Here is a 13,469-nt window from a genome sequence, read left to right as displayed (position 1 = left end):
CTATTTAGCCACGAGCACAGGGATAGGTGAGCTGCTTACGAAGCTGTTTTGATGAGAGCTGAAAATCCTATGGAGCATGGAGGATTCGCTCGCACCGATGACAAGTAGGTCATACTCTTGCGCGATTTCTAGCACGACATCAATTGGGTTGCCAGTGCGCAGGATTTTCTGGCAGGTAATCCCCTCAGTCTTAAATGTCTGGGCAAACTCATCAAGAATCTCATTGCTCTTTTCATTTTCAATACTCTCGATACTCCCATAATCCACAATGCCACTCTCGGCATATACCAGCACCTCTGGGGTAACATGCAACAAGGTCAGCTCGATTTCCTGGCGGTGACCAAATAGCTTGATGATCGTCTTAATCGCAGCTCGACATTCCTCTGTGTCGCTCACGCCAAATAGTAGTTTTGTCATATACGCTCCTTATAAGATAGAATCGACTTTATGCCTTTTGATTGTAGCTAATGTTGCTAAATCAATGCGCTAGATTCTGGCTTGCTGCTAGAATCCAAAGCCTATGGTCAATAAAAATACCCCTCCACTTGATCGCACGCTTGCAGAATCTAGCACGAGATTTGCTCCGCCTCGGTTGGGGTAGATACTGCCGGTATTGTAAGAGTAGAAATTATGTATATATTGCATACCAAGGCGCAGGAATGAAAGCTCCACGCCAGTGCCCACACCTATGCCAAACATATCGCGCAAAGGCACGCTCACGCCATTTGAGATTCTAGAGAAATTCACGCCATAATCCGCGATAGCATACAGGTGCCAGATTTTATACTGGAAGCCTGCTTGCAGCCCAGCACCAAACATTAGCGCAGAGACATTACCCTCGTCTTTTTCATCATCGTCTTTTTCGCTCTTTTGTTTGCTGGCAAAGTCTCCTGCATCAAAGAGCTGGGCATAGGAGAGCTGCACATAGGGCGCGACAAAAAGCGAGAATGTCGGCTTGGCGGTGCTTATCTCTAATCCTAGCTTGGCATTCCCCATGAAGAAAAACTCATCATGCTCGAGATATTTGTGCATATCACGGATTTGGGGATAGTCCATAGAGTGCGCACCAAGTGCTATTTCGCCAATGAGCCGCACATGTTTTGGCTCTCTGGCTTGAAATATTCCTGGCACATGATTGCCCCAAGACATCTTGGGGGTAGATTCTGTGGCTATGGGATTAAGATTGGCAGAATCTGGAGAATCTTGGCTAGCAGATTCTGGTATAGAATCTCGCGGCTTTGGTGCGGGCATATTGACCCCGCTCTTGCCATCAATCACCGCATCTACCGCATTTGAAACTGCCACTGCACTTGTAGCACCTGCTATGCTGGCGCTTGCCACATCAGCTACGAGATCATCAGTGCTATCTAGTGCGCCAAAGCTTAGGCAGACACTTTCGTTGTTGCAAAGTTTAGGGTCAATATCATAGAGCTTCTGGCAAGCACTTTTTTCGTAGAACAAATGTCCGCAGCTTGCCTGATAGTAGCCCTGTGCAGCTGGCTTATCGCTTGAGAGCAGCTCATCGCCAAGCGCTTCACAGCCTTTGGTAAAATCACTCGCAAGCCCAAGCCTACAAGAGTGTGTAAGCATATCTATGCGCGTTTGGTGGGTGGATTCTCGCAGACTTAAGAGATAGTAGCCCAGCGCAGAATCTAGCATGGCAGATTTTTGCAGTAAATCATTGCTATTGCTAAGCTGACCGAGATATGCACAAGCTCTGGCATTGTTATGCTCGCACAGATCTCGCAGGGCTTTTTTGTCCATGCGTGTGGCATCTTTGGCAATATCAAGTGAGGGGGCAGAATCTAGCAGTGCTAGCACCGCTGCATCACCATAGGGGTTTTGCGCATTTGCTCGCTCATAGAGTTCGTGTGCTTTGGCGGGATTGGCGCGGAGATTTGCCAGACCTAGCGCATATACTTCGCCAAGATACGCACAAGATCGATCATCTCCTAGTGCGCAGCCCCGTGTGTAGAGCTCAAGCTTTTTGCGTGCGAGATTCTCGTTGCCTGCTTGTTTGAAGCAGCCTAGCCCATAGCCATTTTCACATGCGTTGGAGAAATACCATTGCGCACCTTTGGGGGAATCGCTAGATTCTATGATTTGACCTGCTAGCACGCAGCCTTCAAGTGTGCCTAGTGAGCAAGCCTTTTTGTAGTATTTGAGCGCGAGTTTTGGATTTGGCGCGAGCTCGAGCTCGCCTTTGTGGTATTTGTTGCCAAGCCCCACGCAATAGTAGCCATTAAGCGTGGTGTCATCGCAGAGTTTCTCGAGATTTTCTAGCTCGCGGAATTCTGGCGCTGGATCATCGTTGGCGAGTTTTTTGTTGGGGTCGTATTGGATTTTGATGTAGATGTGCTTCTTGTCTTCATAGCGATCGAGAATCTTATAGCCGATGTTGTGCATACCAGCATAGATTTTCACACGAGAATCCGCGCTACTTTTGCCATCTGTGGTTTTTTCGTTGTATTCAGCTTGGACATTGCTCGATAGGGAGAGGCGGAGGTTTTGCAAAGCATGGGCGAGCGCACTCATCTGCCCCTCCTCCTTGCTAGCTTGTCCTACTGCGCAGTCGTGTTCTTGACAGATTCCAGATTCTGCCCATTGGGGGGCTTGGCTTGGGGCGGCGTGGGCTAGCGTGTTTGCTAGCAAGATGGTTAGTGCAAATATTGAGAGGTTACGCATGAGGACTCTTTAGTGTTTTTTGCGGGTTTTAGCATTTTTTGCAAGCAATACAAAGCTAATAGACGCGCATATACATACTATACCAATCGTGCTAAATGCCTCGAAATAGCCAAATGGCTTGCTCAAATCAAATACATGTAGCCCAAATATCTCAAACCCCATAATTCACCGCCCGTGATAGATTTTGTGATGATTTTCTAAGACTTTTACTATGCCCAATTAGAGCTTCACACGCGCGCTAATAGCGCGAGAAAGCGAGAGTTGATCGATATTTTCTAGCCCTATACCCGTGGGCACGCCTTGGGCAATTTTACTAAAATTCAAGCCAAGATCGGCTAATTTATCCTCGATAAATAGCATAACTGCGTCATTTGCTAGGCTTGGACTAAAGGCAAAGATAATCTCTTGCACCTTTTTGGCGATGATTCTAGCGCGCTCTTTGGCAAAATCTATTTGCTCAAGCTCTGGGGAGAGCACCCAGTATTTCCCGCTAAAATCGCCCATTTCCTCGATTGTGAAAATGTCTTTAGGGTGAAGCACCACACAGAGCTGGTGGTCATCGCGACTCTCATCAAGGCAAATCTCGCAAATCTCATCTTCGCTCACTGCTCCACAAATTGTGCAAGTGTTGATATAGCGGATTGAGTTTTCTATGCAGTGCGCGAGCTTTAGTGCGAGATATTTGTTCTCTATGGCAAGGAGATAAGCGATTTTCTGCGCACTTTTACGCCCGATAGTGGGGATTTGCTCGAGAGATTCCACAAGGGAGCTAAAGCGAGTGAGAGATTTTTTATATACGCTCATGCCACACACTTTGTTATTGATTTCACGCTTCTATGCCCCTGCTGCGTGCTCTAAGCTTGCAAATCACAGGGCAAGGAGTGTTATTTGTAGTTTGCGATTGCTTTTTCTAGCACAGCGATTGCAGCAGCTTTGTCCTGATAGTCTTTGACTTTAACCCACTTGTTTGGCTCTAGGATTTTGTATGTCTCAAAGAAATTTTTCATTTTATCTAGCGTGGCTTTTGGTATATCCGCTAGGCTTTGGATTCCATCAAAGCGCGGATCGATCTTGCTCACAGGCACAGCGATTAGCTTCTCGTCCATGCCACTTTCATCTTCCATAAGCAGCATGCCAATAAGCCGACATGTAATCACGCTACCAGCTTGGAGGGGGTATTCGTTGATGACAAGCACATCTACAGGGTCGCCATCATCTGCGAGCGTGTTTGGAATGAAGCCATAGTTAGCAGGATAAAACATAGCGCTATACATCACTCTATCTACGACCACCGCACCAGAATCTTTATCAATCTCGTATTTGATATTTGAACCATAGGGGATTTCTATTACTGCATGGAGTTTGTCTGGAATCTCGCCTAGTGAAAGCTTCTCAATATTCATGGGTTATCCTTTGATTTGAAGTGTGATATAGTCATTCATCTCTGTTACGATTTCTTCTATCGTGCGCTCACCATTTATCGTATGGTGTAGATTCTGCTTGCCATAGAATGCACGGATAGCTTCAAGTGGCTCAAGAAATACGCGCATGCGGTTGTTGAAGACCTCTGCATTATCATCTGCGCCGCGCGCACGCCCTAGCACCCTGTCTCTGGCGACTTCCTCGCTCACTGCCACCTCGATGACCTTGACAAGCTTCACGCTGTCTTGCTCTGCGAGTTTCTCATGCAGTGCGTTCATCTGCTCGACACTGCGCGGATAGCCATCAATTAGGACGATATCTTTTGGCGCATTTTGAAGGGCATGAATAATTGTTTGCACGACGATTTCTAGCGGGACGAGTTCGCCTTTAGCAATGATCCCGCCAATGAGCTTGCCACGCTCCGAGCCGCTAGCGACTTCCTCGCGGAGCAAATCGCCTGTGGAGTAATGCACTACACTATTTGGATTGCGTTTTTGGATTTCCTGGGCATCAGTGGTTTTTCCACTGCCAGGCGCACCGATGATGAGAAAAAGCTGCTTCATATACTCTCCTTTGGATATTGGTTTGGCTTGGTGTAGATTCTTGTCTGGCTCACTTAGTAGAATCTAGTGTTTATTGCGCAAGCGGATATGCAGCTCCCGCAGCAGCTGTTCATCTACTGGACTTGGCGCCTCTGTGAGTGGGCAAGCAGCCTTTTGTGTCTTGGGGAATGCGATCACATCGCGGATACTTGCCGCCCCAGTGATAAGCATGACAAGCCGATCAAGCCCGATAGCAAACCCGCCATGCGGTGGCGCGCCAAAACTTAGCGCATCAAGCAAGAATCCAAACTTCTCGCGCGCTTGCTCTGGTGTGATCCCAAGCAGTGTGAAAATCTGGCTCTGGATAGAATCTGTGTGGATTCTAATGCTCCCTCCACCAAGCTCCACGCCATTTAGCACAATATCATAAGCGATAGATTCTATACTCTCAATTTCTCTTGCAATCTCGCTTGGTGAGAGATTCTCGCTAGATTCTGCGAGCTTTTTAATGAATTGTGTGGGGAGAGATTTTGGCATGGTAAATGGATGGTGCAGTGCGGTGATACTGCCATCTTCACTATACTCAAACATCGGGAAATCCACCACCCACAAGAATGCGAGCATTTTTTCATCGATAAGTCCCATGTCTTTAGCGATTTTTTGTCGCAAGCGCCCCATATAGTCCCAAATCGTCTTTTTTGCCCCCGCACCAAAAAATATAATGTCCCCCTGCTTGGCACCTGTGCGCTCTAGAATCTTCTCTAAACCTTCCTTGCTTAGGAATTTTACGAGTGGTCCCTTAGGCTCTTCTTTTAGCTGGATATAGGCAAGTCCTTTAGCACCAAAGCCACGCACAAACTCTTCTGCTTCACCTAAGCTTTTGCGTGTGAAAAAGCTATCGCCCCCACTGACACAAAGTGCTTTAATGCGCTGATTGTGCGTGTCTTTAGCGATATTGGCAAAGATTTCATTACTAGAATCTGCAAACGCATCGCCCACTTCGACCAGCTCTAGCCCATAGCGCAGATCTGGCTTATCGCTGCCGTATTTTTCCATGGCTTCTTGGTAGGGCATACGCATAAATGGTGTGCTGATCTCACACCCCACCGCGCGAAAAATCTCGCGCAGTAGATTCTCGCATACACTGATGACATCTTCTTGCGTGCAAAAGCTCATCTCCACATCAATCTGTGTGAATTCTGGCTGTCTATCAGCGCGCAAATCCTCATCGCGGAAGCAGCGCGCGATTTGAAAATACCGATCAAATCCACTCACCATAAGCAACTGCTTGAAAAGTTGTGGGCTCTGGGGCAGTGCGAAAAAGCTCCCATCATGCACACGACTTGGCACAAGATAATCACGCGCACCCTCTGGGGTCTGCTTAGTGAGGATTGGCGTCTCCACCTCGAGAAACCCCATGTTTTGTAGTGCGATTCTTGCAGCCATGCTAATATCGCTACGCTTTTTGAAAATTTCATAAGATTTGTTGGAGCGCAGGGTGAGATAGCGGTATTTGAGGCGTAGCTCTTCGCTTGTGTTTTCGTCATTTACGAGAATTGGTGGGGTTTTGGCTTTGTTTTCGATGATGAGAGATTCTAGGGCAATTTCGACTTTGCCGGTTTTTAGCTTGGGGTTCTCTAGTCCTGCACCGCGTGCGCGCACCTTGCCGCGAGCCAATAGCACGAATTCATCACGCACGAGATTTGCTTGCTCATAGGCACTTGAGCTAGGGTCGCTCACAAGCTGCACAACCCCACTAAAATCGCGCAGATCAATAAACACCACACCACCATGATCGCGATAGGTATTGCACCAACCGCAGACTTCCACCTCCTGCCCGATAAGCTCTTCTGTGATTTCAGCGCAGACATGCGTTCTTAGCATAGTTAGGATACTCCTTAGTTTGTGCCCAAAAATTTGCGTAGTAGATTCTCTACCTGCAGCGGATCAGACTTTGAGATAAACCCATCTGCATGCAGGCTTGAAGCCATTTCAAGGTTGGAATCATTGCTCATAGAGGAATTTACAATCACGGGAAGATGCCTAGATTCTGGGTGGTTTTTGATTTGTTTTAGCACTTCAAACCCTGAAATCACTGGCATTTCAAGATCGGTAATCACTGCGCCCACCTGCTCTACCACGCCTTCAGAGTGGAGATAATCTAGTAGCGCACGCCCATTGCTAAAGGAAATATAGCGGACATTAAGCTTCTCTAAAATCATCTCCAGTGCTTTTGATGCAGATTTAGAATCTTCTGCCATAAGCACGAGCTTGTCGCTATTGATTGTGCCTAGCACATCGATTTTGAGCTTACGACCAAACTCTTGATCTGGGAACGCATCTGCAACCATGCGCTCTACATCTAGAATCTGGATCACAGATCCATCATCGTATTTGGTTGTGGCAGTTACTTTACTCTCCCCATCAAATCCAAACTCACTACCAATTGTGATTTCACCCCAGTTTTTGTTGATAATGCGCTTTACGCCCAGAATCTTTAGCCCTATATCTTGATTGGAAAAATTACAAATCACTACAAGGCTTTTTTGTGAGCTGATAGAAAATGGACGAAGATCTTTTCTGGGGTCTTGGGAGTTGTAATGCAGCCAGCGACGCATGTCAATAAGTGGCATAGATTCTCCACGCACGGTAAGAAATCCAAGCACAAGCCCATCATTCTCCCCTGCAGTTTCCGTAAGATCGCCATCATAATAGATAATCTCGCGGACTTTGAATACATTGATAGCATAGAGCTGCTCGCCGATACTGCCATTTTGGAGCTCCAGCGACTGCGGATCATCAAGCGTGAAACACAAAAACTGCGCTTCATTATTTAAGTGCAAACTGGTGGTTTGATCGATGTCTCGTATCACCTCAAATCTCCTTACTTCCATAATCACAGACCTAGAATCTAGCCCAAGTGCTAACCCACCACAACTATGGTAAAAAATGTATAATTCTACTACTTTGATTTTAAAAAACACTTATAAAGGACGAAAATGCTTGCCAGCCACGAGCACTATCGCGCCGCTGTAGCGCAGTTAAACTCCTACGCCCATGCCTACTATGTGCTAGATGATCCAATCGCCAGCGATGAGGAATACGATATACTCTACCACGAGCTCAAGGCGTATGAGCATGCGCACCCAGATCATATCGCGCCAGACTCTCCTACGCAGCGCGTGGGCGGGAGTGTTTTGGAGAGTTTTGAAAAGCATACACACTTGCAGCGCATGTGGAGTTTAGATGATGTGTTTGATATTGCCGAGCTAGAGGAGTGGGTTGCACGCATACACAAATCTTACCCAAACGCACATTTTACCTGCTCGCCTAAATTTGATGGTGCATCGCTCAATCTTTGCTACGAAAATGGCGTGCTAGTGAGTGCTGCGACGCGCGGTGATGGGATTATCGGTGAGGAAGTGCTGCATAATGCCAAGACAATTGCTTCTATCCCTCTTACCATACCACACAAATCTACCATAGAAATCCGCGGTGAGGTTGTCATTCCCAAAGAAGACTTCGCGCGCTTAAATGCCGCCCGCACCAAACAAAATCTCCCGCTTTTTGCCAACCCTCGCAACGCCGCAGCAGGCTCATTACGCCAGCTTGATAGCAGCATTACCGCAGAGCGTAGGCTGCTGTTTGTCCCCTGGGGTCTTGGTTTTGTGCGCGAGGCGTTGAGCCAGAGTTTTTATGAGAGTATGAGGGCGATTGAGCGATTTGGATTTTATGCACCAAAAATCCTAGAAGCCCAAAGCACCCAGGAAATCCACGCATACTACGAGCAAATCCAGCAAGAGCGCGAGAATTTTTCCATGATGCTAGATGGTATGGTTGTCATGGTAGATGATTTTGCTTTGCAAGAGCGTCTAGGCTGGACGATCAAATCCCCGCGCTTTGCTTGTGCCTATAAATTCCCTGCTGTGGAGAAAATCACAAAAATCCTTTCTATCACAAACCAAGTTGGGCGCACAGGTGTCATCACTCCAGTGGCGGAGCTAGAGCCTGTGGAGATCGAGGGCGCGACGATTTCTCGCGCAAGCTTATACAACTACACAGACATAGAGAAGAAAGACATTCGCATAGGGGATTGTGTCATTATTATCCGCAGTGGCGATGTTATCCCTAAAATCATAAAACCCATAGAATCCCGCCGTGATGGCAGCCAGACCCCAATTGCACCGCCTACACACTGCCCAGAATGCGGCTGTGCGCTTGTGCAGGAGGAAGTAATCCTGCGCTGCTGTAATCTCTCGTGCAAGGCGCGGATTGTGGAATCTATCATCTACTTTGCGAGTAAGCGCGCGCTTAATATCGATGGGCTTGGTGAGAAAATCATCACCCAGCTCTATGAGGAGGGTAAAATTGCTTCAATCATTGATCTCTATGCGCTTAGCGTAGAAGATTTGCTCGAGCTTGAGGGCTTCAAAGACAAAAAAGCAGCCAATCTTATCACCGCAATTGCTGCGACAAAGCATATCGCGCTTTGGCGATTTATCAATGCGCTTGGGATTACGCATATTGGCGAGTGGGCAAGCAAGGAGCTCGATAGGCGCTTTGGGCTAGCATGCTTTGCCAAGAGCTATGAGGAGATTATCGGGATTGTGGGCTTCGGGCAGGAGATGGCAGAGTCGTTTGTGGAGTTTAGCGCTGTGAATCACGAGCTAATCTCTAGGCTACTTGCACTTATCGAGCCACTCCCCACTGGCTCTGCTGTCGGCAGCAATATGGATTCTGCTATGGATTCTAGTGGTGGAGATTTTGCAAGCTCTGCCAAGCGTCCGCTAGAGAATCTAACATTTGTCATCACAGGCACACTAAGCGTGCCGCGTGATGATATGCGCGAGAGACTAGAAAATCTAGGTGCGCGCGTGAGTGGGAGCGTGAGTAAAAAGACAGATTATGTGCTGTGTGGTAGCGATGCTGGAAGCAAGGAGCAAAAAGCCCGCGAGCTTGGTGTAAAAATCATCACAGAGCTTGATTTAGAGAAGCTTATAGGGTTTTAGATTGATCTGGCATCATTTGGCAGTCTAATTTGGTAAATTTAAAAATCTCATAAAAAATCCGAATTATAATTACAAGCCCAAATGATCAGGGCATGAGTTGAGAGTGGCAAAAGAGCCTTGGCGGAGTGGGCGGAATGATTGTTGCTGGAGTCTAGGGCGAAGCAGTAGCGTGCATAGTCGCTTAAGCTTACCAAGTAGCTAAAAGCAAGAGCAAAAGAAGAGTCTAAAGAAGGAAAAGATGAACATCACTTACTGCGATCGTTATGTGCAAATCGAACTTCTTAAAAATACACGCTTGCTGGACAAAGTCCTCGAATACGCACAAAAGCATTTCTCCAAGCATTACCGCCTCTCTAGCTCCTTGCTTATCCTCGATGATGGTGAGCGCTTTAAAAAAGACTATCTCATTAACTGGACATATCATGCCACGCTCCAAGCAGAAAAAGAATCAAGCAAGCTCCTACCAAGTCCAGAATCTAGCTCAAATGCCCTAAATGCCAATGGGATCGAGGAAGAGGCTGCGCAAAAGCCTAGCGAGCTAGAGCGGATTCTGCGCCATAGCCATCTGCCTATCCGTATTAAAATCACCAATCCAAACACCATGCTAAAAAAGGTCAAGGTCCATATCCATCTCTCCAGTCTAGGGCAAGTTATCTTGCGACTAGAGGAGAATGACCGCGTGGCGCGTCGCTATATTCATGCGCTATTTGGGGATAAAATCGTCTATGAAGTGGAGAATGAATTTTGCATCAACGCAGCAGGATATAGCGAATCTATGTGGGAGAGTGTGATAGGGCTTATTAGCTCGCGTGTAATCCATAATGTCGCGCTGGAGTTTGAATACCAGAAAGCGGATTCTGGCGATACATTTCTCACACGCGAAGAATACTTGCTTCGCAAATGCTACAGCGAGCTCAATGTTGATTATAATGAGCCACTCGAGATTGTGAAGAAGCAGTATGTCAAGCTTGCTAAGATATTTCACCCAGATAATGCACTTGATAAAGACGCGCAAACGCAGGAGTTCTACCAAGACCGCTTCAAAAAAATCTCCCAAGCCTACAAAACAATTAAAAACGCCAAGCAGCATAAGCGCGCCACAGCATAAGCGCGAGTATGCTAGAATGGCTCTGCCCAAACTATTAGCCAATATCATAGCCTGCCCATAGCAGGCAGAATCTATGATCCAGAATCTAAATAAAGAGTTTTGATGAATCCACCAATCCACAAAATCGCGCTTATCTTTCGTCCCCAGTCTCCCGAGCTATCTAGCGCATGCAAGGCGCTTATTGCGTGCTTCCAGCGACATGGCATAGAGGTTTGTGCGCTAGAATCTAGCGTGCGAGCCCTAGGGCTAGATCGTGCGCTTGCTTGCACGCCACAAGAGCTGTCTAGTCGCGCTCAAGCGCTCGTTAGCTTAGGGGGTGATGGCACGCTTATCTCGGCTGTGCGCCAGAGTATCGTGGGGGGTATCGCAAGTGGGAGTGCGGCAAACAAGCTGCCTGTGCTTGGGATCAATATGGGGCGGCTTGGCTTCCTTACTGCTATCACGCCAGAGCAGCTTGATAGCTTTATCCCACTGCTATTAAGCGGGGAATACGCGCTTGATTCTCACCATCTTTTGCAGGGCAAATTAGAATTTGGTAGTGTAGAATCAAGTGGTGCAGATTGTGATGACTTAGATTCTAGCACCAGAGAATCTAAAAAGACCAATCCACCCACCTCCAGCGCGCCATTTTATGTGCTAAACGAAATTCTCATCACCAAAAAAGACATCGCTGGTATGATTAAAATCACCGCCTCGATTAACAATGAACATTTCCATACCTATCGTGCAGATGGGCTTATCATCGCCACGCCCACAGGATCTAGTGCGTATAATATCTCCGCAGGCGGCTCGCTCGTGCATCCACAATGCCGAGTGATTTTGCTAACGCCCGTATGCGCGCACTCTCTCACACAGCGACCAATGATTGTAAGCGACAATTTTTGCCTGCAATTTAGCGTAGAAGAAGACTCGGTGATTATGCTTGATGGGCAAGAGCGCATAGACTTCCGCAAGGGCGACACGCTCATCGTGCAAGGCTCTTTCCCTATCCAGCTGATCCAACACCCCAAGCGTAGCTATTTTGCTGTGCTGGAGGAGAAATTTGGGCTTGGGGGCTGATGTATGACTAGAATCCAGCCCAGAATCCGCCAAAGGAGCAAATATGATAAAAAAGCTTAGCATTGAAGGATCAGAGATTTTTGGCACACTCGAGCTAAACTTTGGAGCTGGGTTTTGTGTGTTTAGCGGACCTAGCGGAAGTGGGAAAAGCGTGCTTATGGATTCATTGCTCTCGTGTTTTGGGCTTAGAGAGCCTAATGCTGCGATTATCGAGACAGATATTCTGCTCTCCCCTGCACTGGTCAAGGTATTTGAAGAGGAGCTTGGGATTGAGGGCGGGCTTATCAATATTAAAATTATAAAAAAAGACAAAATCCGCTATTTTGTGAATTTCGCGCCAATTGCTAAAAAACATTTGCTTGATATGCTCTCCACCTATATCCAGCATATCCATTCTCGAGGGGGTGATGAGCTAGGTAGTGCTGCGTTACTAGCATTGCTAGATTCTAGTGTGGATTCTAGCGCGCATAGAGAAAATCTCGCCACTCATACTGCGCGATTTCGTGAGCTTCACCGCTACAAAAAAGAGCTTGCCGAGCTACTACAAGCAGAGCAGAATCTAGCAAGTCTGCGTGAGATAGCGGAGTTTGAAGTGCAAAAAATCGATACAATCGCGCCAAATCCTGGTGAATATGAAAAGCTGCTTGATCTCAAAAAATCTCTCTCGCGCAAAGAAAAGCTCCTAGAATCTATCGCTAAAGCCAAAGAGAGCTTCGAGCAAGTTGATAGCATTTTAAGTGCGCTTGGGCAGATTGAATGTGTGGAGGCACGAAGTGCGCTCGAACAAGCGCTAAGCGATGCAAATGCGCTCATACAAGAGGAAGAACAAAAGCTCGAGGCTCTCGATGAGATTGAAGCGCAAAATCTGCTTGATAGGATTTCAGCACTCTCAAGCCTTATCCACCGCTATGGCAGTATCGAAGCAGCCCTAGAGCACCGCGAAACACAGGCGAAGAAGCTCCAAGATTTTAGCGACACGAGCGCGACAAAATCCAAGCTAGAGTCTCAAATCACTGCTCTAGAATCCGCCCTAGAATCTAGCGCCAAATCCCTAAACACTGCACGCCAGAAATGCCTGCCCACACTCCAGGCGGCATTGGCACAGCTTTGTGAGAAGCTAAAGCTTCCAGCTCCCTATGCACGGCTAGATTCTGCTGTGATGAGTGAGAGTGGGAGTGATGTGCTACATATCCGCCTGCACACTAGTGAAATCGCCACGCTCTCTGCCGGGGAGTTTAATCGCTTGCGCTTAGCAGTGATGTGTCTAAGTGCGCGCACGCAAAAGCGTCAAGGTGTGCTTATCCTTGATGAGATTGATGCGAATCTAAGTGGGGCGGAGAGTGAGGGAGTGGCGCATGTGCTAAAAGAGCTAAGCGCAAGCTATCAAATCTTTGCAATCTCGCACCAGCCACACATGCCAAGTCTCGCAGATCATCATTTTCTCGTCCAGAAAAGCGATGGCGCAAGTAGTGTAACGCTACTAAATAAAGAGGGGCGCATACAGGAGCTTGCGCGTATGATTTCTGGCAGTCATATCACGCAAGAGGCGCTAGATTTTGCTAAAAAGCGTTTAGAGGACAACGCGTGAGAAAAGCAAAATCGCTAATGCGTTAGCTTTTCTCGCCTATAATCATGGCGCTTTAA

11 protein-coding genes are annotated in these 13,469 nt (G+C 47.3%); 4 read left to right on the top strand and 7 right to left on the bottom strand.

Annotation, left to right across the window (positions count from 1 at the left end; translation table 11 throughout):
- From Q0171_RS00680 to Q0171_RS00650, 7 genes are all read right to left on the bottom strand, one after another.
- Entirely contained in the window at nucleotides 1-417 is a 417-nt protein-coding gene (locus tag Q0171_RS00680; protein ID WP_299325656.1) for a universal stress protein, read from the bottom strand.
- An 87-nt stretch (nucleotides 418-504) separates the two neighbouring features.
- Complete coding sequence (locus tag Q0171_RS00675; protein WP_299325655.1) at nucleotides 505-2,685, bottom strand: hypothetical protein; 2,181 nt, start codon at nucleotides 2,683-2,685, stop codon at nucleotides 505-507.
- 219 nt (nucleotides 2,686-2,904) lie between these two features.
- Complete coding sequence (gene recR, locus Q0171_RS00670; protein WP_299325653.1) at nucleotides 2,905-3,489, bottom strand: recombination mediator RecR; 585 nt, start codon at nucleotides 3,487-3,489, stop codon at nucleotides 2,905-2,907.
- An 80-nt stretch (nucleotides 3,490-3,569) separates the two neighbouring features.
- Nucleotides 3,570-4,088, bottom strand: a complete 519-nt coding sequence (gene ppa, locus Q0171_RS00665; RefSeq protein WP_299325652.1) for an inorganic diphosphatase — start codon at nucleotides 4,086-4,088, stop codon at nucleotides 3,570-3,572.
- Nucleotides 4,089-4,091: 3 nt separating this feature from the next.
- Entirely contained in the window at nucleotides 4,092-4,670 is a 579-nt protein-coding gene (locus tag Q0171_RS00660) for an adenylate kinase (protein WP_299325651.1), read from the bottom strand.
- Between the two features lie 63 nt (nucleotides 4,671-4,733).
- The gene (aspS, locus tag Q0171_RS00655; RefSeq protein WP_299325649.1) at nucleotides 4,734-6,533 is read right to left on the bottom strand and encodes an aspartate--tRNA ligase; all 1,800 of its coding nucleotides are present in this window, start codon (nucleotides 6,531-6,533) and stop codon (nucleotides 4,734-4,736) included.
- Nucleotides 6,534-6,547: 14 nt separating this feature from the next.
- Complete coding sequence (locus tag Q0171_RS00650; RefSeq protein WP_299325647.1) at nucleotides 6,548-7,522, bottom strand: chemotaxis protein; 975 nt, start codon at nucleotides 7,520-7,522, stop codon at nucleotides 6,548-6,550.
- Between the two features lie 126 nt (nucleotides 7,523-7,648).
- Between Q0171_RS00650 and ligA the strand changes: the two genes are divergently transcribed.
- The 4 genes from ligA to Q0171_RS00630 all read left to right on the top strand — a co-directional run bounded on the left by ligA (nucleotide 7,649) and on the right by Q0171_RS00630 (nucleotide 13,413).
- Nucleotides 7,649-9,658: an NAD-dependent DNA ligase LigA gene (gene ligA, locus Q0171_RS00645; RefSeq protein WP_299325645.1), complete on the top strand. Its 2,010-nt coding sequence runs from the start codon at nucleotides 7,649-7,651 to the stop codon at nucleotides 9,656-9,658.
- A 238-nt stretch (nucleotides 9,659-9,896) separates the two neighbouring features.
- Complete coding sequence (locus Q0171_RS00640; protein ID WP_299325643.1) at nucleotides 9,897-10,766, top strand: DnaJ domain-containing protein; 870 nt, start codon at nucleotides 9,897-9,899, stop codon at nucleotides 10,764-10,766.
- A gap of 102 nt (nucleotides 10,767-10,868) precedes the next feature.
- Nucleotides 10,869-11,825 carry an NAD(+)/NADH kinase gene (locus tag Q0171_RS00635; RefSeq protein WP_299325641.1) on the top strand — a complete coding sequence of 319 codons (957 nt, stop codon included), beginning with the start codon at nucleotides 10,869-10,871 and terminating at the stop codon, nucleotides 11,823-11,825.
- A gap of 43 nt (nucleotides 11,826-11,868) precedes the next feature.
- Nucleotides 11,869-13,413: a DNA recombination protein RecN gene (locus Q0171_RS00630; protein WP_299325639.1), complete on the top strand. Its 1,545-nt coding sequence runs from the start codon at nucleotides 11,869-11,871 to the stop codon at nucleotides 13,411-13,413.
- Nucleotides 13,414-13,469: the final 56 nt, after the last annotated feature.

It is taken from the genome of uncultured Helicobacter sp. (genome assembly GCF_937906905.1).
In the GTDB taxonomy this organism is placed as follows: Bacteria; Campylobacterota; Campylobacteria; order Campylobacterales; family Helicobacteraceae; genus Helicobacter_B.
This window is presented reverse-complemented; position numbering and strand designations above follow the sequence as displayed.